Annotated in this window: 18 protein-coding genes and 1 pseudogene; 9 read left to right on the forward strand and 10 right to left on the reverse strand. The window is 71.3% G+C overall.

Annotated features, from left to right (window positions below; all coding sequences use genetic code 11):
- Positions 1-3,402, forward strand: coding sequence for a CARDB domain-containing protein (locus E6R18_RS07055; RefSeq protein WP_136315979.1), 3,402 nt, complete (start codon positions 1-3; stop codon positions 3,400-3,402).
- Positions 3,403-3,529: 127 nt separating this feature from the next.
- Positions 3,530-4,023: pseudogene (locus tag E6R18_RS07060) on the forward strand (hypothetical protein).
- Positions 4,024-4,078: 55 nt separating this feature from the next.
- Here E6R18_RS07060 and E6R18_RS07065 read toward each other — a convergent pair.
- The gene (locus E6R18_RS07065; protein ID WP_136315980.1) at positions 4,079-6,055 is read right to left on the reverse strand and encodes a discoidin domain-containing protein; all 1,977 of its coding nucleotides are present in this window, start codon (positions 6,053-6,055) and stop codon (positions 4,079-4,081) included.
- A gap of 318 nt (positions 6,056-6,373) precedes the next feature.
- On the opposite strand from E6R18_RS07065, the gene E6R18_RS07070 reads away from it, so the two are divergent.
- The gene (locus E6R18_RS07070) at positions 6,374-7,762 is read left to right on the forward strand and encodes a VWA domain-containing protein (protein ID WP_136315981.1); all 1,389 of its coding nucleotides are present in this window, start codon (positions 6,374-6,376) and stop codon (positions 7,760-7,762) included.
- Between the two features lie 27 nt (positions 7,763-7,789).
- On the opposite strand, the gene E6R18_RS07075 is transcribed toward E6R18_RS07070, so the two are convergent.
- Positions 7,790-8,281 (reverse strand): Rrf2 family transcriptional regulator, encoded by a 492-nt coding sequence (locus E6R18_RS07075; protein WP_136315982.1) that lies wholly within the window; start codon positions 8,279-8,281, stop codon positions 7,790-7,792.
- A gap of 113 nt (positions 8,282-8,394) precedes the next feature.
- Here E6R18_RS07075 and E6R18_RS07080 point away from each other — a divergent pair, with 113 nt between their 5' ends.
- On the forward strand, positions 8,395-9,138 hold the full coding sequence (locus E6R18_RS07080) for an NAD(P)H-binding protein (RefSeq protein WP_136315983.1): 744 nt from the start codon (positions 8,395-8,397) through the stop codon (positions 9,136-9,138).
- 86 nt (positions 9,139-9,224) lie between these two features.
- Here E6R18_RS07080 and E6R18_RS07085 read toward each other — a convergent pair whose 3' ends face one another.
- Positions 9,225-10,112 (reverse strand): GH25 family lysozyme, encoded by an 888-nt coding sequence (locus tag E6R18_RS07085; protein WP_240799617.1) that lies wholly within the window; start codon positions 10,110-10,112, stop codon positions 9,225-9,227.
- A gap of 253 nt (positions 10,113-10,365) precedes the next feature.
- The gene (locus E6R18_RS07090) at positions 10,366-10,875 is read right to left on the reverse strand and encodes a hypothetical protein (protein WP_136315984.1); all 510 of its coding nucleotides are present in this window, start codon (positions 10,873-10,875) and stop codon (positions 10,366-10,368) included.
- A gap of 183 nt (positions 10,876-11,058) precedes the next feature.
- On the opposite strand from E6R18_RS07090, the gene E6R18_RS07095 reads away from it, so the two are divergent.
- Entirely contained in the window at positions 11,059-12,009 is a 951-nt protein-coding gene (locus tag E6R18_RS07095; protein WP_136315985.1) for an Lrp/AsnC family transcriptional regulator, read from the forward strand.
- A gap of 15 nt (positions 12,010-12,024) precedes the next feature.
- Here E6R18_RS07095 and E6R18_RS07100 read toward each other — a convergent pair whose 3' ends face one another.
- Genes E6R18_RS07100 through E6R18_RS07110 form a run of 3 tightly spaced genes read right to left on the reverse strand, consistent with a single transcriptional unit; the run spans position 12,025 to position 15,489 of the window.
- A complete protein-coding gene (locus tag E6R18_RS07100; protein ID WP_136315986.1) occupies positions 12,025-12,795 on the reverse strand; it encodes a phosphatase PAP2 family protein in 771 nt (256 codons plus the stop codon).
- Positions 12,796-13,749: a YihY/virulence factor BrkB family protein gene (locus E6R18_RS07105; protein WP_136315987.1), complete on the reverse strand. Its 954-nt coding sequence runs from the start codon at positions 13,747-13,749 to the stop codon at positions 12,796-12,798.
- Positions 13,750-15,489: a diacylglycerol kinase family protein gene (locus tag E6R18_RS07110; protein WP_136315988.1), complete on the reverse strand. Its 1,740-nt coding sequence runs from the start codon at positions 15,487-15,489 to the stop codon at positions 13,750-13,752.
- Between the two features lie 226 nt (positions 15,490-15,715).
- On the opposite strand from E6R18_RS07110, the gene E6R18_RS07115 reads away from it, so the two are divergent.
- From E6R18_RS07115 to E6R18_RS07130, 4 genes are all read left to right on the forward strand, one after another.
- The gene (locus E6R18_RS07115; protein ID WP_136315989.1) at positions 15,716-16,096 is read left to right on the forward strand and encodes a VOC family protein; all 381 of its coding nucleotides are present in this window, start codon (positions 15,716-15,718) and stop codon (positions 16,094-16,096) included.
- Positions 16,097-16,163: 67 nt separating this feature from the next.
- Positions 16,164-16,595 carry an SRPBCC family protein gene (locus tag E6R18_RS07120; protein WP_136315990.1) on the forward strand — a complete coding sequence of 144 codons (432 nt, stop codon included), beginning with the start codon at positions 16,164-16,166 and terminating at the stop codon, positions 16,593-16,595.
- Positions 16,596-16,713: 118 nt separating this feature from the next.
- Positions 16,714-17,433: a DUF6215 domain-containing protein gene (locus tag E6R18_RS07125; protein ID WP_240799618.1), complete on the forward strand. Its 720-nt coding sequence runs from the start codon at positions 16,714-16,716 to the stop codon at positions 17,431-17,433.
- Positions 17,434-17,522: 89 nt separating this feature from the next.
- Positions 17,523-18,776 carry an amidohydrolase gene (locus tag E6R18_RS07130; protein ID WP_206308232.1) on the forward strand — a complete coding sequence of 418 codons (1,254 nt, stop codon included), beginning with the start codon at positions 17,523-17,525 and terminating at the stop codon, positions 18,774-18,776.
- Positions 18,777-18,794: 18 nt separating this feature from the next.
- Here E6R18_RS07130 and E6R18_RS07135 read toward each other — a convergent pair whose 3' ends face one another.
- The 3 genes from E6R18_RS07135 to E6R18_RS07145 form a co-directional block, all read right to left on the reverse strand.
- The gene (locus tag E6R18_RS07135) at positions 18,795-19,283 is read right to left on the reverse strand and encodes a flavin reductase family protein (protein ID WP_240799619.1); all 489 of its coding nucleotides are present in this window, start codon (positions 19,281-19,283) and stop codon (positions 18,795-18,797) included.
- Between the two features lie 166 nt (positions 19,284-19,449).
- A complete protein-coding gene (locus E6R18_RS07140) occupies positions 19,450-20,733 on the reverse strand; it encodes a phosphatase PAP2 family protein (RefSeq protein WP_276607256.1) in 1,284 nt (427 codons plus the stop codon).
- A gap of 416 nt (positions 20,734-21,149) precedes the next feature.
- Positions 21,150-22,940, reverse strand: coding sequence for a cellulase family glycosylhydrolase (locus E6R18_RS07145; protein WP_136315993.1), 1,791 nt, complete (start codon positions 22,938-22,940; stop codon positions 21,150-21,152).
- Positions 22,941-22,954: the final 14 nt, after the last annotated feature.

Raw genomic sequence — 22,954 nt, forward strand, 5'->3', positions numbered from 1 at the left:
ATGAGATGGAAGCAATACGGATGGCGGCTCGTCGTCGGTGCGGTGACCGCCGCGCTGATGACCGTCGGGCTCGTGCCGGTCACCGCCTCGGCGGCAACCGTGCAAAATCCCGACCTGGCCCTCGGTAAACAGGTCACGACCAGCGGGGCCCACGGCGCCTACCCGGCGTCCAACGTCACCGATGGCAGCCAGCAGACGTACTGGGAGAGCTCCGGCGCACTCCCGCAGTGGGTCCGGATCGACCTCGGCGGCCGGTTCGACGTCGACCAGGTGGTGCTGAAGCTGCCGGCCACCTGGGAGGCCAGGGCCCAGACCCTCAGCATTCAGGGCAGTACGGACGGGAGCAGCTTCACCACCCTGTCCGCTTCGGCCGCACGGACGTTCAGCCCGGAGGCGGGCAACACCGTCACCATCGGCTTCGCCGCGAAGCAGGCACGGTACGTCCGCGTGCAGGTGACCGCCAACACCGGCTGGAACGCCGCGCAGCTCTCCCAGGTGGAGGTGCACGGCGAGGACACCGGCGACGATTCCGGCCCGTCCCCGGCAGTCGGCTCCAATCTGGCGCTGAACAAGCCCATCGAGGCGTCGTCGTCCGTACAGAGTTTCGCGGCGGCCAACGCCAACGATGACAAGGTCGGCACGTACTGGGAGTCGAACGGATACCCCTCGACCCTGACGGTGAAGCTCGGCGCGGACGCCGACGTCGAGGCCGTCGTCGTCAAGCTCTCCCCGGACCAGGCATGGGCGGCCCGCACACAGAGCATCCAGGTGCTCGGGCGCGCCCAGTCCGCCACCGGATTCACCTCGCTGAAGGACAGGGCCGACTACGCGTTCAGCCCCTCGGGCAACGCGAACACGGTGACGATCCCGGTCAGCGGGCGGTACGCGGACGTACGGCTCACGTTCTTCTCCAACACCGGTGCTCCCGGCGCCCAGGTCGCCGAGATACAGGTGGTCGGAACCGCCGCGCCCAACCCGGACCTGACCGTCACCGGACTGACGTGGTCACCCGCCTCGCCGTCCGAGACGGACGACGTCACGGTGAACGCCACCGTGCGCAACGCGGGTACGGCGGCTTCCGCCGCGACGACGCTGGATGTCAGCGTGGAGGGCGTGGTCGCCGGCAGCGCACCGGTGAGCGGCCTCGCCGCCGGAGCCTCGGCGACCGTGCAGGTCGACGTGGGCAAGCGGCCGATGGGCGCGTACAGCCTCTCCGCGGTCGTCGACCCGGCCGACACGGTCATCGAGCAGGACAACAGCAACAACAGCCGCACCGCGGCGTCGAAGCTCGTGATCGCCCAGAGTCCGGGCCCGGACCTGGAGGTGCTCGGTATCACCTCCAGCCCGTCGAACCCCGCGGTGGGGGCCGCCGTCACCTTCACGGTCTCCGTGCACAACCGCGGGACCACGGCCGTCAGCACCCCGACGGTCACCCGTCTCCTCGTGGAAGGCACCACGCTGAACGGCACGACCGGGGCGATTCCGGCCGGCGGCACCGTCTCCGTGCCCCTCAGCGGCAGTTGGACCGCGAAGAGCGGCGGCGCCACGCTGACCGCCACGGCGGACGCGACCGGTGTCGTCACCGAGACGAACGAGAACAACAACGTCTTCTCCCGCACCATCGTGGTCGGCCGCGGGGCCGCGGTCCCGTACACCGAGTACGAGGCGGAAGCGGGCGACTACCAGGGCACGTTGCTGAAGTCCGACAAGAAGCGCACCTTCGGGCACACCAACTTCGCCACCGAGTCCTCGGGCCGCCAGTCCGTGCGGCTGGACTCCACCGGCCAGTACGTCGAGGTCACCTCGACCGTCCCGTCGAACTCGATCGTGGTACGCAATTCCATCCCCGACGCCCCCGGTGGCGGCGGCACGGAGGCCACGATCAGCCTGTACGTCGACGACACCTTCGTCCGGAAGCTGACCCTCTCCTCCAAGCACAGCTGGCTCTACGGTGACACGGACAGCCCGGAGGGCCTGACCAACCGGCCGCAGGCGGACGCCCGCCGGCTGTTCGACGAGTCCAACGCACTGCTCGGCCAGAGCTACCCGGCCGGCACGAAGTTCCGCCTCCAGCGGGACGCGGGCGACTCGGCGTCCTTCTACGTCATCGACCTCATCGACCTGGAGCAGGTGGCACCCCCCACCGCGCAGCCGGCCGGATGCACCTCGATCACCGCCTACGGAGCGGTGCCGAACGACGGGATCGACGACACGGACGCCATCCAGCGTGCGGTGACGGCCAACCAGAACGGCGACATCGGCTGCGTGTGGATCCCGCCGGGGCAGTGGCGCCAGGAGCAGAAGATCCTCACCGATGACCCGCTCAACCGCGGACAGTACAACCAGGTCGGTATCAGGGACGTCACGATCCGTGGCGCCGGCATGTGGCACTCCCAGCTCTACACGCTCACCCCGCCCCAGGACGCGGGCGGCATCAACCACCCGCACGAGGGGAACTTCGGCTTCGACATCGACGACAACACCAAGATCTCGGACATCGCGATCTTCGGCTCCGGCACCATCCGTGGCGGTGACGGCAACGCCGAGGGCGGAGTGGGTCTGAACGGCCGCTTCGGCAAGAACACCAAGATCACCAACGTGTGGCTGGAGCACGCGAACGTGGGCGTGTGGGTCGGACGCGACTACGACAACATCCCGGACCTCTGGGGGCCCGGCGACGGCGTCGAGTTCACGGGCATGCGGATTCGCAACACGTACGCGGACGGCATCAACTTCGCCAACGGCACCCGTAATTCGACGGTGTTCAACTCTTCGCTCAGGTACACCGGTGACGACTCCCTCGCCGTGTGGTCGAGCAAGTACGTGAAGAACCCCTCGGTGGACGTCGGGCACGACAACCACTTCCGCAACAACACCATCCAGATGCCCTGGAGGGCCAACGGGATCGCGGTCTACGGCGGTTACGGCAACACGATCGAGAACAACATCATCTCCGACACGATGAACTACCCGGGGATCATGCTGGCGACCGACCACGACCCGCTGCCCTTCTCCGGGCAGACGCTGATCGCCAACAACGCGCTGTACCGCACGGGCGGGGCGTTCTGGGGTGAGGCCCAGGAGTTCGGGGCCATCACCCTGTTCGCTGCCGGCCAGGACATCCCGGGCGTCACGATCCGCGACACCGACATCCACGACTCGACCTACGACGGGATCCAGTTCAAGTCGGGCGGCGGCGCCGTGCCCGGGGCCCGGATCTCGAACGTCCGCATCGACAACTCCGTCAACGGATCCGGAATCCTCGCCCATGGAGGGGCACGGGGCAGCGCGACCCTGACCGATGTGACCATCACCGGCTCCGCCGACGGCGACGTGGTGATCGAACCCGGTTCACAGTTCGTCATCAACGGACAGGCCGGCAAGGCGGCCACCCGCAAGTAGTGCGGCCCCGGCCGGCGCCCCTTCGAGGCGCGCCGGCCGGGGAATCCGGTCGACAGCCGAGTGGCCGAGGCAGTCCGATGGCCTCGGCCGCCCGCCGTACGGAGCGGGCCGGAGGCAAAAACCGCCCTTGGCGGCCGAGGAACCCACCAATCCCCGCCCGGCGATCGATGCCGCACTGGTCAGGCGCCTGGGGGACACGCAGTTCCCGCAGTGGGCCGGGCTGCCCCTGCGACTGCTCAGCCCGGCCGGTTCGGACCATGTGATCTACCGGCTGGGGGACGGGCTCTCCGTCCGGCTGCCCCGCCACGCCGGCGCGATCGGGCAGGCCGGGAAGGAGTCCGAGTGGCTGCTGCCCCGGCTCGCGCCGCACCTCCCCCTGCCCGTCCCGGTGCCCGCCGGGGTGGGCGAGCGGGCCTGCGACCTGACCATCGCCTTCACTCTGATGTCGGCCCGCAGCCGGGCGGCCTTACGCACCGCGCTCGCAGCGGACGACGCCACCTGGACCCGGGGCCGCGGCCGGCCCTGGCCACCGGCCTGAACGCCTATACCTCCTACGCGGCCGTCAGCCCACGGGTCGCCGTGCAGAGCGCCCGCCAGATCACCGAGGCCCTCATCGGCTGAACAGCCGATGAGGGCCTGACGAAGCGAGTGCGGGCTCGGCTTCCCCGCCGGCGTCTCAAGCCGAGTAGACCTCGAATCCGGAGATCTGAGCAGCCGGCCACCCAGTGTTGGCGGTGAAGGTCAGCCGCACGAACCGGGGGGTGGCCGTCGACGGAAGGGTGAGAGTGACGGAGTTGCCGGTGGCCGGGTCGAACGTACGGTTCGCCGCGGCGAGCAGCTGGCCGAAGCCGCCACCGTCGGCGCTGCCCTGCACCGAGACGGTCTGGGTCCGGGCGCCCCAGGCGCTGGAAGGCGGCAGGGTCAGAACGATCCGCCGCACGGCCGTCGCGGCACCCAGATCCACCTGGATCCACTGGGGGAAGGCGTTGTTCGCCGACTCCCAGTAGCTGTTCGGATCGCCGTCCACCGCGTTGCCGGACCCGTACACCTGGGTGTGGCTGCTCTCCGCGGTCGGACGCCGCAGGGCCAGGTCGGTGTCGCCCCCCGCCGCGTCCGTGGTGGCACTCACCTGATCGGACGGCTGCGACGCACCGCCGGCCGCGTCGAGTGCGACCACGCGGAAGGTGTAGGCGGTGGACGGTGTGAGACCGGTGACGGTGAACGAGGTGCCGGCGGCGGTGCCCACCGGGGTGTCGGCGGGTCCGTCCACCCGCAGTACCCGGTATCCGGTGACGCCGACGTTGTCCGTCGCGGCGTTCCACGCCAGCGTCACCGACCCGCTGGTGTGTCCGGTGACGCGCAGGCCGGCCGGTGCGGTGGGCGGGACGGTGTCACCACCGGAGCCCGTCGTCGGCGTGGTGGGGCGGACGGGGGTGAGGGCGATCAGACCCTTGAGCATGCGTCCGCCGTCACCGGTCAGGCGGAGGTAGTAGTCGGACGAACAGGCGGTGCCGTCCTCGTCCAGGGCCAGGAAACCCGACCCGGTGGGTGTCCACGCCTGGGACTCCGCGGTCTTGGCGATCTGGTTGCCCTCGTTGTACTCGTCGAACATCGATATGTAGATGCCCTGCACCCCGGCCCGGCACATGTTGTAGAACTGCCGCCACATGAAATCACCGTGCGCGCGCTGGCGGGCGGACACGTCGCCGGGCAGCACGCACGGCTGGTAGTCGATGCCGTGCGCGGCACAGTCCGCCTGATCGCCGAGCGTGTAGGTGGTGTAGGCGTTGTCGGCGTCCTGGGCGCTGCCGATGGCGCCGATCATCCAGGGCGAGATCATGTCGAAGGCGTGGTACACGTCCGTGTATCCGGCGCGGCTGCCCGCACCGCCGGTGCGCCACTCACGGGGTACTCCGCCGATGATGTAACAGCCCTGGTCCGTGAACCAGTTGATGACATCCAGGCACGCTTCGGCGGAGAACGGATGGTTGGCGTCGTTGAAGCCGAACCCCCAGACGCACACCACCGGCCGGCCGTTCTGGGTGGCGTACTGGGGCGAGGACGTGTGCGCCTTCATCTTGTTCGTCCAGTCGGCCTTGATCTCCGACCGCATACCGGTCCAGCCGGTCACGTCGTACATCACGTAGAACTTCACGCCCTGCGACTCCGCCGCGGACCGCACCTTCGCGGCCATCGCGTCGCGGGTAGGGCCCTCGCCGCCGGTCGGGTTGAAGCGCTGCAGCGCAGCGGTGTCGATGCCGTACTGCCGCATCCACCGGAAGTGGGTGTCGACGGTCTGCTGGTCGTAGGAGGAGAAGAGCGTCGCCGGCCGGCCGTTGCCGAGGTTGTCGTACGCCGTGCGGTAGTCGTGCGTGTACTCCCGCATGTCGGGCCAGCACTTGATGCCGGTGTTCGAGGGGGACGGCGACCGGCTCCGGTCCTGCGCCCAGTGCCACCAGCTGTTGATCGGGGCGCCGTCGCCGCCGCAGGCGAACCAGCCCTGGTAGCCGACGGTGACCTTGCCCACCACGTCGCCCGGCGGACTGCCGGCCGCCGCCGCGGGCCCGGCGAGGGCGGTCTGTACGCCCCCGACCGTGCCCACCGAACCGGCCGCGAGGGCGGCTTGCAGAAACGTGCGGCGCGTTAAACCCATCTGAATGCTCCTCCGGCTAGGCCAACTCCCGCAGTGACGCGCCCGCATGGGCAGGCAGCAGGCGGGGACTCGATGCCGGGGATCGTAACGACGCGAGAATGTGCGCGCAAGACTCCGCGTCGTACATGAAATTAGCTGTGCGCGTATTGCAAAACGATGCTGTGAGGGGGGCGGGCTCAAGGACAGGGCGATCGGATCGCTGGGGGCCGGCCAAGTGTTCCTCCGGGGGACGACCCCTGATACGGCAGAACGCCGCGACACGGAGCACACCGACTCGCCGGCTCGACCCGACGAACCACCGGCGGGCAGACTGGGCCCGTGACACCACTGAGCAAGGGCGCCAACATGCCGGTGGCGGCATCCGCCGTCAGAGCCGTACTGGGCTGGTCGGCCGGGCCGGGCGTGCCCGAGGTGGACGCCTCCGCGCTCGTGCTGGCCGCCGGCGGACGCGTCCGCTCGGACGGCGACTGCGTCTTCTACAACCAGCCGCGCCACGCCTCGGGGTCCGTGCGTCACCTCGGCAAGCAGCCGGGCGCGGACGCGCTCGACGTCGATCTCGGGGCGCTGGGACGGGACGTGGAGCGGGTCGCCCTGTGCGCTTCGGCGGACGGCGGTACGTTCGGGCAGGTGCCCGGGCTCCATCTGCGGCTGCTCGATGCCGCGTCCGGCGCCGAGCTGGCCCGTTTCGACATGGCGGCGGGCCCGGAGACCGCCTATGTGTGCGGTGAGCTCTACCGGCGGGCCGGCGGATGGAAGTTCCGGGCCGTCGGCCAGGGGTACGCGAGCGGGCTCGCCGGTCTGGCGACGGACTTCGGCATCACCGTCGACCAGCCCGGTCCCGTGCCGGTGGCACCGGTCCCGCCGCCCCAACCGCCACTGAACCAGGCGCCGCCACCGTCCCCGGCCGCCGCGCAGCCCTCCGCCGGACCCGCGTCGCCGCGTCTCAGCAAGGGCGAGGAGCGGCTGCCGGTCGACATGCGCAAGCGGCTGTCCCTGCGCAAGCAGCAGGTCGCCGTCAGCCTGAGCAAGCACGGCCTGGCGCGGCTGACCGCCCGCGTCATCCTCGTCCTCGACGCCTCCGGTTCGATGAGCGGCCTCTACTCGCGCGGCACCGTGGCGGGGGTGACCGAGCGGATGGCGGCCGTGGCCGCGCAACTGGACGACGACGGCGAAATGCAGGCATGGACGTTCGCCTCGAACCCCGCCCGGCTGCCGGACCTGGCCATCGGCGACCTGCCCGAGTGGCTGCGGCTGCATGTGCGGGTCGGCCAGGTCGGCCTCTTCGGGCGCAAGAAGCCGCAGAGGGGCCTGCTCCCGGGCCAGGTCGACATGCGGGCGGTGGGCATCCAGAACGAGGAGCAGAAGGTGATCGCCGAGGTGCGCGCCTACGTGCGCGCCCACCCGGTGCCCGATCCGACGCTGGTCCTGTTCTTCTCCGACGGCGGTGTGTACCGCAACGACGAGATCGAGCGGGAGCTGCGGGAGGCGGTGGAGGAGCCGGTCTTCTGGCAGTTCATCGGGCTCGGCCGCTCGCAGTACGGGGTGCTGGAGCGGTTCGACACGATGCCCGGGCGCCGGGTCGACAACGTGGGCTTCTTCGCTGTGGACGACATCGAGAGGCTGTCCGACCCGGAGTTGTACGACCGCCTCCTGTCGGAGTTCCCCTCGTGGCTGCGGGCCGCCCGGCAGGCCGGAATCCTGCGCTGACCCGTCCGCGGCCGCAGCGGCGCCCGCTCAGCCGCTCGCGTCACTCGTCGAGTCGAGCCAGGCGCCGATCCCCGGCAGCGCCCGCGGCCCGCTGCTCTCCTCCACGGAGCCGACGAGATCCGCTATCGAGACGGCCCGCAGCGAGGCCCGCCAGGCGGCGTCGGCGGCGGCCATGGTGCGGGCGATGGGGCACGGCTCCGTGCACTTCCCGGGCGGCGTGCCGAAGGGGCCCCGCTGGCGGATCTCGGTGCACGCGAAGGCCGGATCGGCGCCGTCGACCGCCTGCACCACGTCCAGGACGGTGATCTCGGCGGCGTCCCCGGTCAGGACGTACCCGCCGGTCCTGCCCTGCACCGAGTGCACCAGGCCGGCGCGGGAGAGGGCCTGCATCTGCTTGGCCAGGTAGCTGGGCGAGACGTCGTGCAGCAGGGCCAGCCGGGCGGCGGGCACCGGCTCGCTGGCCGCCGTCAGCACGACACAGCAGTGCAGTGCCCATTCCACGCCGCCGGACAGTTTCATGTCGCCCTCCCGTTCGACCCGGACACATACTATCCGAGTAAAATCACGGACAACGGATATCCGAGTTCGCGGTGACGGGGGTGGCCGTACTCGGCTCACGGAAGGGCTCGACCATGAAGATCACGGTCATCGGCGGTACCGGACTGATCGGTTCCCAGCTCGTGTCCAAACTGCGCGAGGCCGGCCGCACGGTGGTTCCCGCGTCCCTGTCGACCGGCGTCGACCTGCTCACCGGGGCGGGGCTGGACGAAGTGCTCGAAGGCGCGGAGACGGTCGTCAACGTGACGAACTCGCCCACGTTCGACGCGGCGGCCCCCGACTTCTTCCGCGCGAGCATGGGGCACCTGCTGACGGCGGGGGAGCGGACCGGTGTGCAGCACCAGGTGATTCTCTCGATCGTCGGCGTCGACCGAGTGCCCCAGCTGGACTACTACCGGGCCAAGACCCTCCAGGAGGACCTTCTGCGCAACGGGCCCACCGCGTACTCGATCGTGCGCGCCACGCAGTTCTTCGAGTTCATGGACGCGGTCCTGTCGTGGACCTCCGACGAGCAGACCGTGCGCCTCCCCGCCACGCGTATCCAGCCGATCGCGACGGCCGACGTGGTCGCCGCCCTCGCCGGCGTAGCCACCGCTCCGCCGCTGAACGGCACGGTCGATGTCGCCGGCCCCGACGTCTTCCGCCTGGACGAGCTCGGGCGCCTCACGCTCGCCGCCCGCCAGGACCGGCGCACCGTGGTCACGGACGACGAGGCGGGCATGTTCGCCGCCGTCGACGGTGACGCCCTCATCGCGGGTCCCGTCGCGCGTCTCGCCGCCACCTCCTACGAAAAGTGGCTCACCGCCGGCCCCCGCTGAGACCGGAAGGGCGGCCGCGCGGCGCGGGCCCCGAGCCCCGGCACCGCGTGGCCGCCCTCCGTTCCGGGAGACGGTTCAGTCGTCCGTCACGGCGTGTTGTTGGCCAGGGCCAGCAGGCGGCCGGCGTCACCGCTGAACCGGTCGCGGTCCACGGCTCCCGAAACCCCGCTCACCGAACCGGAGTCGGTGTACTGCCAGAAGGTCCAGTACGGGAAGCCCTTCGGGATGGTCGGGCTCGCCGCGCTCGTCCAGTGCGCGGCGAACAGCGGGCTGCGTGCGGACATGCCGCTCCAGCCGCCCGTGCAGGAGTTCCACCAGCTCGCGCTGGTGTAGATGACGACGTCGCGCCCCGTCTTCGCCTTGTACGTGTTGTAGAAGTCCAGGATCCACGACTGCATCGCCGAGGCCGACTTGCCGTAGCAGCCGCCTTCGAGGTCGAGCATGCCGGGAAGCGTCAGGTTGTCCCGCGACCAGGCCCCGCCGTGGCCGGCGAAGTACGTGGCCTGCGCCGCGCCGCTGGACAGATTGGGACGGGCGAAGTGGTACGCGCCCCGGATCACCTTCGCGTTGTACGCGTTCAGGTAATTGGCGTTGAAGGTGGGGTCCTTGTAGGTGGTGGACTCGGTGGCCTTGATGTAGGCGAACTTGATGCCCGCCGACTTCACCGAGGACCAGTTGATCGACCCCTGGTAGTGCGAGACGTCGATGCCCGGGAGCTGGGCCGCCTGGACGGAGGCGGCGCTCCCGGCGCCCAGCTGGAGCCGGCGGGTGTCCGGTACGAACGTCTCGCCGTCCCCGAGGTAGCCGGCGCCCATGTATCCGTCGCCGAGGGGGATGGCGGCGCTCGTCGGCGCGGCCGGCTGGGCCGAGGCGGGGGTCGCCGAGACGGCGGGGACGAGCGCCATGCTGAGGCTGACGGCCCCGGCGGCCACCAGCTTGCGGAGTGCGGGTCTGCGGCTGCGGATGGGTGACAAGGGAGCCTCCTGGTGTGGGCCGCACGAGCAGGTCTACTCGCGTAGCGCGGGAGCGGTGCGGAACGGCGGGGTCTGTCCGGGGGCATGCATCAGTCGGTGCGGCGAAGCGGCCTTCGCATTGACGGGTGCACGTCACGAGTGACGCATGAACACTGCTGTGGCGTAAAGGGTTTCCGTCCGGCCTCTGAGGTCTGGACCAGTGGAGAACCCGCCGAGCTGCGGTGATGCCGCAGCCCGGCGAGAAATTTCACCTTCATGAAACCTCGGCGCGCGGCCGGCGGACCGGCCCGCGGACGCCCCGACCCGTGGTCGCGAGCAGCGCGACGGCGATGTAGACCAGCTGCTCGGGAATCCGGAACCACAGCGGGGTCGCCGGGTCACCGCCCAACGGGATGTCCTCCAGGGCGGCGTACACATTGGCGGGAAGCATCAGCACGAAGAGCACCGCCAGACAGATCCCGGCAGCCGGGCGCGTCGCCGTCCGGACCAGCCCGGCGGCACCGAGGAGTTCCAGCACGCCGGTCACGTACACCACGAGGTGGGGGAGCGGGACGAAGGGCGGGACCATGGCCGTCAGGTCGTCGTGGCTGGGCATCACGCTCCCGCCGTCCGGGACGAAGTGCGCCGACCCGCTCGCCACGAGCATGGCCGCCAGACCGTGGACGACAGCGGCCCGCCAAGTCGCGAACCAGTGGATGCCCAGGGCGCCCAGGAGCCGGAACACCAGCGTCGGGCCGGCGAGAAGCATGAGGGATTCGAACATGGATGTCCTCCGAGAGCGGGAAGCACGGGGCGCCGGGCACGACCGGCGAGTTCACGCCGCGCGGGTCCACCCGCGGGCGCCCGGCGCGGCACAGGCACGACCGCCATGCTTCCCCCGCCGGCCCGGCCCGGACCCCGACTCGCCCGGTCGGGACGGCTTTCGACACCGGCCTACACTGCCCGGATGGAATCGGTCACGCTGGACGCACTCGACCTGCGGCTCCTGCACGCCCTCCAACTCGACGGCCGGGCCCCCTTCAGCAGGATCGCCGACGTCCTCGGCGCCTCCGACCGCACCGTGGCACGGCGCTTCGGTAAACTCCGGGCCGCCGGAATCGCCCGGGTGGCCGGCGTGACCGACAGTCACCGCCTCGGCCACGCAGAATGGCTCGTACGCCTGCGCCTCCCGCCCGCCCGCAGCGCCGCACTCGCCCGCGCACTGGCCCACCGCCCCGATACCGCCTGGGTGGCCGTCCTGTCGAGCGGCACCGAGGTCGTCTGCGTCTTCCGTGTCCCGGACGAGGGCCCCGCGCCCCTCGCCTCCCTCGGCCGCCTGCCGGACATCACCCACATCGACGCACACCGGCTGCTGCGCCCCGTCATGGACCGCCGGTGGATCGGCCGCACCCTGGCGCTCACCGACGAACAGATCGCCGCACTGACACCGGACGCCACCGGGGACGCCCGGCCGGTGGAACTCACCGACCTCGACCGCCGGCTGCTGCCCGCGCTCGCCGCGGACGGCCGCGCCGCCTACCCGGACCTGGCCCGGCAGGTCGGCTGGTCGCAATCAGCCGTCCGCCGCCGGCTGCACGAACTGCGCCGCTCGGGCGTTCTCCAGCTCGACGTCGAAATCGACTCGGCGCTGTTCGGCTTCTCCGTGCAGTGCGTGCTCTGGCTGACCATCGCCCCGGCCCGCCTCGGCCGCGTCGCCCGGGCCCTGGCCGACGACGCCGAAGCAGCCTTCGTCGGCACCACGACCGGCCCCCACAACCTGGTGGCCATCGCCGTCTGCCGGGACACCGCGGCGCTCGACACGTACCTCACCGAACGCATCGGCCTGCTCGACGGCGTCGACCGCCTCGAATCCGCGCTGATCACGTCCTACGTCAAACGCGCCGCAGCGGAGCTCTGAGCCCCGGCGCGCCCGTCAGCGTTCCGGGGAGGCTTGCGTCAGCTCGGGTTCCAGGCCCTCGGCCATGTCGCTGGGACGGCGCCCGGAGTCGGCGCGCCATGCCTCGAACGCCCAGGCGGTGGACGCCACCACGGCGAGCCCGAGCAGCCAGCCGCCGACCACATCGCTGAACCAGTGCACGCCGAGCGCGACCCGGGTGAAGCCCACGCCCAGCACCGAGAGCGCCGCCACCCCCCAGCACAGCGCCCGGGCGCGGCGGGGCACCAGCGGGAGCAGGACGAGCAGCAGCACGGCGAACGACGTCGTGGCGGTCATCGCGTGCCCCGAAGGGAACGAGAAGCCGGGCGCCAGCGCCACCGGGTCCGCCAGCGACGGCCTGGCCCGCTCGACCACCGTCTTGACCAGCAACCCGGTCAGGCCGCCGGCCACCGCCGTCACCGCACACCAGGCCGCCAGCCGCCAGGCCCGCCGGTACAGCAGCCATCCCGTCAGCAGCGCGACCGCACAGCGCAGCGTCAGCGGGTCCCAGACCCAGTCCGACAGGAAACGCAGCGCGCTCGTCCAGGCCGGGTGGTCCAGCGCGGTGCGGTGCAGACGCCCCGCCGCGCCCGAGTCCACCGCGCGCAGCGGCCGCCAGTGCCCCTCGACGAGGACCAGCACCAGCGCGAAGGGCACCGCGGACAGCGCGGCCACGGCGGCGGCGCCCAGCAGGCGCACGCCGAACGCGCGGTCCGCCGCCCGGCGCCGCCGCTCACGCAGCAGCCGTGTGGTGGCTCGTACAACCATTCATGCTCCCGGGTCGTCGTGGACGGGACCGGGCCGGCGGGCGCGGGCAGCCTCCAGCTGCGCCGCGAAGGACAGCCCGAGGAAGAGGGCTATGGAGGTCAGATAGGCCCACAGCAGCAGCGACATGAACGCGCTCAACGGCCCGTAGACCGTGTCGAAGGAGCCGCTGAGCGAGAGATAGAGGCTGAGCAGCCAGGTCAGCGCCGTCCACAGCACCAGGTAGAGGGCCGCCCCGAACGCCAGCCACGTGTAGCCGGGCTGGTTGCGGCGCGGGGAGCGGCGGAAGATCGCGCTCGCCGAGAGGAGCGCGAGCAGCAGCCCGCACGGCCAGCGCAGGAGGTCCCAGGTCGTCCTGGCCGTGTCGCCGAGACCGTAGACCGTCGCGGCCGCCGTGACGAGGTCGCGGCCGACCACCATCAGGATGAACCCGAGCCCCAGCGGGATGCCCGCGGTCAGGGACATCACCAGGCCGCGGAAGTACTTCCGGTGGAACGGGCGGTCGCGCTCGACCCCGTAGATGCGGTTCGCCCCGCGCTCGATCTGGCACATCGCCGTCGTGACGTTGACCAGCGAGAACAGCAGGCCGAACCAGAGGGTGAGCTGCGATCCCTCACCGGCGCGCCGACGGCTGCGGTCGAGCGCGTCCTCCACCACTTCCGCACTCGGGCCGGCGGCGATGCGGCGGATCGTCAGCTCCGCGAGCCGCCCCACGTTCTCGGTGTGCAGGGAGGCCGAGAGGCCGACGAACGCGATGACCAGCGGGATGACGGCGAGGACCGTCTGCAGGGCGAGGGCACGCGAGTGGCTGAAGCCGTCGGCGTACCGGAAGCGCACGAACGAGTCGCGCAGCAGCGGCCAGCGTCCGTAGCGGCGCAGCGCGGCCAGCGCCTCGTCGGCGGTGAGCTCGTCGCCCGCCATGTCACGGGTCTGCGGGACCCGGGTCGCGGTCCCCATTCACTCGCCCCCCGCCGGCAGAAGCACGCTCAGGGCCCCGGGCCGCACCTCCGCGACGATCCGGCGGCCTGTGCCCACCGGGTCGCCGTCGATCTCCCGCGACTGCCGTGAGGCGAAGCGGAGTTCGGCACGGCGGAAGGTGAAGTACTCCACGGGCGTCCCGGCGCCCTCACCCCGCGAGGAGGCGGGCCGGGCCGGATTCCCGCGTCCGCGCAGCACCGCCCCGACCGCACGCAGCCAGCCGCCCGGCCCGTGCGGGTCGAACACTGCCAGGTCGAGCAGCCCGTCGTCGGGTCGCGCGGACGGCACGAGCGTGGCACCGCCCTGCACGTCGCCGATGTTCGCGAGGAGCACCATACGGGCCGTGCGGCGCAGCACCGGCCCGTCGTCCAGCCGGATCGACACCGACATGCGCGGCGCCCGCAGGCTGCTGACCCCGGCCACCACGTACGCGGGCCAGCCGATCGCGGCCTTCGCCGTACTGCCGGTGTTCTCCAGCATCGCGGCGTCCAGGCCGGCACCGGACATCGCGGTGAAGTGGGTGGCCGGGAGCGAGTCGCCCTCGATCCGGCCGAGGTCGATCCGGCGCTCGGAGCCCGACAGCGCGGCGGCCAGCGCCTCGGCAGGCTTTACCGGCAGCCCCAGGTTGCGGGCCAGCAGATTGCCGGTGCCACAGGGCACCACGGCCAGCGCAGTGCCCGTACCGGCCAGCCGGTCGGCGGCGGCCCGGACCGTTCCGTCGCCGCCGCACACCACCACCAGCGACGCACCCTCGCGCACCGCCGCCGCCGCCTGACCGCCGCCCGGATCGTCGGCGGTCGTGGCGATGAACCGCGGTGCGTGACGGCCGTGTTGCTCCAGGACGAGCCGTAGCGTCTCGCGCTGCTCGTCGTCGGTCACGGTCGGGTTGACGATGACGACCGTGCGGCCCGCGACCCGCTCCGCACGCTCGGCCGCCGCCTCCAGCGCCACCTCCATGGCGTTCTTCGGCACCGGCGCCGGGCTCGTACCCTCGGCCAGCAGCGCCCGGCCCACCACCAGCAGCGACAGCGCCCCGTTCAGCAGGCCGCCGAGTACGTCGGTGGGGTGGTGCATCCCCCGGTAGAGCCGGGCCACCGCCACGAGCAGCGGCAGGAGCAGCAGCAGGGCGGCGACCACCTTGCGCAGGCGGCTGCGCCTGCCGGGAAGCAGCGCCAGTACGGCGAGACCCGCATAGAGGGCCGTCGCGGCGCCCGTGTGACCGGATGTGTAACTCGCCGTCGGCGGAGAGGCGTCGAGGCGGTCCACGTCCGGCCGCCCCCGGTCCACGGACACGGTGATGATGAGGAACACCAGGGACTGGAGGGAGACGGCGACGGCAAGGAAGAACGCCTGCCGCCACCTCGGCAGCCGGGGGAGCACGACCAGGCCCAGGCAGGCCAGCACGGTGATGATGATCACCGTGGCGGTGTTGCCGGCCTCGGACGCGACGAACGACGCATCGGTCAGCGGGCCCGTCCGTACCCGCTCCAGCCCCTCATTGACCCGGTCCTCGGCACTCACGGGCCATATCCCGCGAGCGGGCCCGGTGACCAGGAGGCCGAAGCCCACCATCAGCGCAGTCTGGCCGACGGCCAGCGCACCGAGGCGCACAGCGGCCGTGCCGAAGCCGGTCGTCAGAGCGGGCGAGCGGCCGGGCTCGGGGACGGCATGGAGCTCCGCCGTCGATCGGACGGGTCTTTCCGGCTGGATGGCAGGCATGACGCTCCCCGTGTATCGGCGCCGCGGCATGGCGGCGCGGGAGGGTTCGGTCCTCCCGGTGAACCGCCGTCTGCCCCGTAATCCGCCCGTCAGGCATGCCCGCGCAACCACCGGCTCACGGTCGGGAGCGTCCCTTTGACAGGTACCGCCGGGGTGTGCCTCCGGGAGGCGCGGGTACGCGGAACGAGGTCCGGAGGAACGTACCCCCGCGAACAGGAGGATGGTCATGGCGGTGCCGAAAACGGGCCTGGTGGTGCTGGACTGCGCCGAACCGCAGGAACTCGCCGACTTCTACGCCGCGTTGCTCGGTGCGGAGGTCCGCGTCGGACACGAACCCGACATCGTGGAAGTGGTGGGCGCTGCCGGGGTGCACCTCGCCATCCGCAGAGACCACGGGTACGCCCCGCCGAGCTGGCCGAGGCCCGACGACTCCCAACAGGCCCATCTGCGCATCCTGGTGGCCCGCGAGGACATCGACGAGGCGGAGCGCGAGGCGGTCGGTCTCGGTGCGCGTCCCCTGGACACGAAGAACAACGGCGGCCTCCGGGACGCCCGCCTCTACTCCGACCCCGCCGGCCACCCCTTCACGCTCGCCACACCGGCGTAACGGCCCCCGGCGCCACCCGCCTCCCCTCCGCGGACCACTCCCTCCACACCCCTACCTAGGAGTTCGCATGTCTTCCTCGATCGTCGAGACCGTCGACATCAAGGCCCCGGTCGCCGTCAGCTGGGCCCTGTGGAGCGATGTCGCGCGCTGGCCCACCTTCCTGAGCCACGTCCGGCGGGTCGATCCCCTGGACGCGCGCCGGTTCGCGTGGCAACTCTCCCTGCCGGGCGCCGACAAGAGCTTCGTCGCCGAACTCACCGAGGTGATCCCGGAGGACCGGATCGCCTGGAAGACCACGGAGGGCGTCCATCACGCCGGGGTCGTCACCTTCCACCGGCTGGACGACGAGTCGAGCCGGGTGGCGCTCCAGATCGAGTACGACCCCCAGGGCTTCGTGGAGTACCTGGGCGCCCTCACCCACCTGGACTCGGTCCTGGCCAACTACGACCTCGGCGAGTTCCAGAAGCTGGCCGAGCGGACCGCGCGGGGCGATTTCTGAGGGGCGGCTCCGAGAGCGGCGGCCGGCTTCACACGCCGGTCGAAACCGCCTTGTCCGCTTGATCACCACAGGTTATGGTCCCCGGGCATGTATCGGGAGATCAACGCAGGTGGGGGACATGGCCGCAGATGTGAGCGCGTCCAGCAGGGCGCCGGGCGCGTGGAGTCAGGCAGCCCTGGCCCTCGTGCTGGTGGGGCTGCTCGGGGGCGGGTTCGCGCTGATGGCGAGGTCATCCGCCGCCGAGAGCACGCCCTCGCCCGCCACCTGCTCCGCCGATGATCCGTCGAAGGCGCCGGGGAAGGCGGACAGGGGCGCGAAGAGTCCGCGGCGCGTCTCCGGTGCGGGACTGTGCGAGGCGCTCAACCGCCCCGATCTCGCCGGCCTGCTCGGCACACCCGGCGAGATCCCCAACAGCGCGAGCGGCAGTGACAGCTCCATCGGGCTCTTCGGCGGCAAGGACATCCCCCACCCCACCGCCGAGGTCCGGTTCGACACGTACACCGTGAACCTGTCGGCCACCTACGACGGCCACCCGGTGGCCGGATCCGGCACCTACCTGCGGGACGCGCAGGAACGGACCGTTCTCGGCCGCCCGGCGTTCCTCTACTCCGACCAGACCATCAGCATCAGCTTCCGCTTCGACGGCCACGACTCCAAGACCGGCCCGGGCGTCCCGGCCCGCGCCCTCACCGTGGCCCTGGACGCCGACGACAGCGGCGGCTCCTTCGATGTGGTGGTGTGGCGCGAGGACGGCAGGATGCCGGACGACGCGGCGCTGACGCGCGTCGCGGAGAAGGTGCTGCCCACCGTCGACGAGTGGGCCGCCGCCGCGAAGTGACCGGCCGCCGTCCGGCCCCCCGGTGTCGTCGCCCGTCCCGTACCGGCGGAGGATACGGTGCGGGAATCGGCACGTAGAAGGGCATGGGCATGGCCAAGACGGTGACTGCGGGACTGGTGGACCTCCGGGAGGACCTCGCCGACCTCTACCGGGACCTGCACCGGCATCCGGAGCTGTCGCGCCAGGAGACCCGCACCGCGGCGCTGCTGGCCCGGCGGCTGAGGGACGCGCGGTTCGACGAGGTCGCCGAGCAGGTCGGCGGCACCGGCGTGGTGGGCGTCCTGCGCAACGGGGACGGCCCGGTGGTCATGCTCCGCGCGGACTTCGACGCGCTCCCGGTCGAGGAGAAGACGGGCCTCCCGTACGCCAGCACGGCCCGCGCCACGGACGGCGAGGGCCACGACGTGCCCGTGATGCACGCCTGCGGGCACGACATGCACGCCGTCTGCCTGACCGGCGCCGCCACCCTGCTCGCCCGGTCCCGCGACCGGTGGAAGGGCACCCTGCTGGTGGTCTTCCAGCCCGCCGAGGAACTGGTCGCCGGCGCCCGCGACATGGTCGAGGACGGGCTCTTCGAGCGCTTCCCGAAGCCCGGCATCGTGCTCGGCCAGCACGTCGGGCCCCTGCCGGCGGGGTTCATCGGCTACGGTTCCGGGCCGCTGATGGCGGCCGCCGACTCCCTGAACGTCACCCTCCACGGCAAGGGCGGCCACGGCTCCCGGCCGGAGGCGACGGTCGACCCCGTACTGATGGCGGCGAACGTGGTCACCAGGCTCCAGGGCATCGTCGCCCGCGAGGTCCCGCCGGCCGAGTCCGCCGTGGTGACCGTGGGGCGCCTGCAGGCCGGCACGAAGGACAACATCATCCCCGACACCGCCGAGCTGGGCATCAACATCCGCGCCTTCACCCCGGCCGTACGTGACCTGGTGCGCGGCGCGATCGAACGCGTCGTCGCCGGCGAGGCGCAGGCCGCCGGCGCGGTGCGGCCGCCGGAACTCGCCTGGTTCGGCTCCGCGCCGGCCCTCGTCAGCGACCCGGAGGCCACCGGCAGGACGGTGGCGGCGTTCTCCGCGCACTTCGGCGCACAGCGGATGCTGCCGATGCCCCAGGTGAACGCGAGCGAGGACGTCGGCGTGTTCGGGGCCGCCCTCGGCGTGCCCACCGTGTTCTGGTTCTGGGGCGGACTGGAGGCGGAGCAGACGATGGCCGCGCTCGCGCAAGGACGCCTGGACGAGCTGCCGGGCAACCACTCCCCGCAGTTCGCCCCGGTCATCGAGCCCACGCTGAGCACGGGCGTGGAGGCCCTGGTGGTCGCCGCGCTGACCTGGCTGGACGACGCCTGACGGCAGGCGCCCTCGCGGTCAGTCCACCGGGTGGCCCGCCGGGATGTCGAGCCCGTCGGACAGGGTCAGGAGCCGGAAGCCCTGGTCCGCAGGGTGCCGCACCTCCTCCGGGGCGAGCAGGAAACCCACGTGGTCCCCTCCGTCGACCCGGTCCTCGACGCGGCCGACGAACCACGCGGGCGCCTCGTCCAGCACCGGCACCCCGCCCGGCCCGGGGTGCCAGGGGACCTGGGCGAACTTGTCGGTACGGTCACCGGTCTCACCGCCGAAGAGGCGGGCCAGTCCGTCCTGGTCCCGGCGCAGCAGATGGACGGCGAGCCGGTCGGCACGGGCGGCGACCCGGTAGGTCCGGTTCACCTTCGACAGCCACACGATGAACCGGACCGGCCGCATCGAACACTGCGAACCGAAGCCGACCAGACACCCGCCCCGCTCACCGCCCGCCTCGGCGGTCACGACGTACATCGGATAGTCGAGCGCTTCGGTGAAAGGGTCCAGGTCGGTCACGACGGGTGGCTCCTGTCCGGGATCTGAGGCACGGGCTGCCACCGTATCGATGTGCGGCCCGAAGAACGCGGCATTGATCACGAAGATCAGCTGCCGGCGGACAACAACGCGCTCACCCGGGCAGGAGGGGCTCCTGCCCGGGTGAGCGCGTGGTGTGAGCGGGGCCTCAGGCCATTTCCGGCTGCGGCTCCAACTTCGGGGCGGGCACGGCCTTCGGCTCCCACCGCCTGATGGTCCGCACGTACCCGTAGATCACCGACCCCATGGCAAGGAGGAGAAGCGGCCCGAACACCCACGGATGATGGGCCATCTCCAGCGAGAGACAGCGATAGGACACCAGCAGCAGCGCGAACACCGCGGTGCCGTAGGCGACCAGCTGAATGGCGGGCCGGTCCCAGCCGCGTTCCAGCGCGCGCATACCCGTCTCGATCGTGAGCGTGAACACCACACCGGCGACCAGGTCCGCGCCGTAGTGGTAGCCGAAACCGAGGGTCGCGGCGAGCGTGGCCACCAGCCAGAAGGCGCCCGCGTACTGCAGGAACTTCGGGCCCTTGCGGGAATGGATGAAGATCGCGGTGGCCCAGGCGGTGTGCAGACTGGGCATGCAATTGCGCGGGGTGATCTCGTCGAACGGCATGTGGTGCGGGGCCCCGATCGGCACCGGTGTGTCCGGCCACAGGTTGGCCACCGCCCAGTGCCCGCCGTCCGTCCCGAACGCGAAGACCGGCCCGACCACCGGGAAGATCATGTAGATGGCGGGGCCGAGAAGGCCGATCACCAGGAAGGTGCGCACCAGGTGGTGGCCGGGGAAGCGGCGGTCGGTCGCCACGTTGCGCAGCTGGTACAGCGCGACGAGGACCGCGGCCACCGCCAGCTGTGTATAGACGTAGTCGAGGAAGCGGGCGCCGACCGGGCCGGTCGCATCGATGAGCCGCCCCACCACCCAGGACGGGTTGCCGAGCGCGTGGTCGGCGTTGGCCATGTACTGGTCGAGCACATCGGGGCGGGTCTTCGACGTGATGAGCAGCCATGTGTCACCGGTCTTCCGGCCGGCCACGAGGAGCAGGCCGAGTCCGACGCCCTTCAGGAGCAGCATGCGTTCCCGGCCCGTGCGGCGGGTGACGGCGATGACCGCGACGCCCACGATCACCCACAACGCACCGTTGCCGAAGAAGTGGCCTTCCGTGACGGGGGCGTCGGCCACCCACCGCACCAGCGCGATGACGATGTCGACGCCGGCCGCGACACCGACCGCGATGAACCGCTGCCGCCAGGTGAGGACCACCATCATCAAACCCATGCTGGCGTACAGCAGAAAGCCCGATTTGGGGGCGAATATCACTTCTTGGGCCTGAGTGGTGACCGGCCCCGGCAAGCCGTAGTGGCGTGCGGCGATCTCCAGCGCGACGAGGAACGCGAGGGTCACCACCGCCGCCGCCGTCCACAGTATCGCTCGCGGTTGGCGCCACGCGGCGAAGGGTATTCGGCGGTTTATTCGCGAAAACACCTGCGATGCTATAGGTATCAATTCTCTGGCCGATGTCTTAGGTTTTGGTCAAATGGGTCGCTTTTCATGCCGGATGGCATGGTTGTGCGGGCGATGAGGGCGGTCGCCGGGGTGCGATCATGCTAGCCGAGGGGGTACGGGCCGGATTCGCTGGTCATCGCCGGTGGGAAGGACGCGAAATCCTGTTCCCGGGTTCAGTAGCACGTCGCTGACAAGAGACACCGGCCACCCCCTGGCGTGGACCCTACGTCAGGGGATGGCGGCTTCCGAAGGTGTACGTCCCGAATGAGACGTAGCCCGCCATGGGAGGCGGGCTACGGTGCTCCCTTCCGGAGCGGGGTCCTGCGCGGACCAACCGGTCAGGACAGGGTGCAGCTCACGGTCGGAGCGCCGCCGGCGCCGGGCGTCCCCTGGAAACCGAAGCTGGTGTGGGCGCCGGCCGCGAGGCTGCCGTTGTAGTCGGTGTTCGTGACGCTGACGGCGCCCCCGCTCTGGGTGTAGGAGGCGTTCCACATGTTCGTGACCTTCTGGCTTCCGGCCCAGGTCCAGGTCACCTTCCACGACGTGGCGGCCGAGGTGCCCGTGTTGGTCACGGTCACGTCCACCCCGAAGCCGCTGCCCCAGTCGCCGTTCACCGTGTAGGCGGCCGTGCATCCGCTGTTGCCGGCGGAGCCGGTGGTGAGGGCGGTGACGGAGGCGGAGGGCGGCGAGGTGTTGCCCGCCGCGTCGCGGGCCCGGACGGCGTAGGTGTACGACGTTCCGGCGGCCACACCGGTGTCGGTGTACGTGGTGCCGGTGGCCGTACCGACCTTGGTGGAGCCGCGGTAGACGTCGTAGCCGGTGACCCCGGTGTCGTCGGACGCGGCCGTCCAGGAGAGGGAGACGGACGTGCCGGTGGTCGCGGTGACGGTGAGGCCGGACGGGGCGGTGGGTGCCTGCGTGTCACCGCCGCTGCTGCCGCCGCCGTTGGTGAAGTCGGGCGCCTTGATGCTCGCCAGGTAGCCGTCCTTCACCGTGTCGACCGAGGTCCAGTCGTCCTTGAGGATGCCGCCTGTATCGCCGGAGTTGGGGTTCCAGGACCAGAAGGTCCACGAGAAGCTGTCGCCGCCGTACTGAGCGGTCGGGCGGAGGTAGTCGGCCAGCGCCTTCAGCCACTTCTGGTCGGTGGCGGACTGGAGCGTCGTGCCGAACTCGCCCACCCACACCGGGGCGATGTCCTGCTTGAAGATGTAGCCCCAGTACTTGTCCCAGACGCCGGGCATGTTGCCGGGGAAGGAGGCGTCTTCGAACCACGGCTGCTGGGCGACGCTCGTCGCGTAGTCGTGCGCCGAGTAGACCACCCGGTGCGCCACGCTGAGCTCGACCGGATACTGGCCGACGCCCATCAGGTTGCCGCCCCACCAGCCCGACACCCCGTCGACCGTCTGGACACCTTCCACGAAGATCAGCAGGTCCGGGTTGGCCGACAGGACGGCGTCGCCGCCGCGCTCGGCCGCCAGCCGCCAGTCCTTCGTGGTGTCGCCGCAGCCCCAGCAGGCGGGGTCGTGGGGCTCGTTGTGCAGGTCGATGCCGACCACCGCGTCATCGCCCGCGTACCGGCCGGCCAGCGACTTGAGGTTGGCCAGCCAGGTGGACTCGGGCACGGCCGAGGTGTACCAGAGCGCCGACTGGCCGGCGGAGTCCGGGCGGTGCCGGTCGAGGATGACCTTCATGCCGACGCTGCCCGCGTGGTCCACGATCCGGTCCATCACCTGGAGCGAGTCGAGGCCCTGGAGGTCGCTGTTCATCCCGCCGGAATAGTTGATGCTAGCGGGCTGCGTCCCCGCGAAGATGTCGTCGCTGTAGGGCAGCCGGATGGTGTTGTAACCCAGCGACCGCATCTGGTCGATCATGCTCTTGTAGTCGCGGGACCACAGGCCGTGGGGCACGTAGTTGGCGGTCTCGAAGCCGAACCAGTTGATGCCGGCGACGCGGACCGGCTGGTTGTCCGAGTCCAGGATTTGCCGGCCGCTGGTGTGCCAGTAGCCGGACCCGGACGCGGCCTCGGCGGCCGAGGCCACCTGGGCGCCCGCCAGGGGGAGGAGCAGGGCCGCCGCGGTCACGGCGGCGGTTCTGGCGGCTCTGCGGAGGGTGCGGAGAGGGTGAAGCACGGTGCTGGTTCCTC

The sequence above is a fragment of the Streptomyces sp. A1277 genome (assembly GCF_004795015.1).
In the GTDB taxonomy this organism is placed as follows: domain Bacteria; phylum Actinomycetota; class Actinomycetes; order Streptomycetales; family Streptomycetaceae; genus Streptomyces.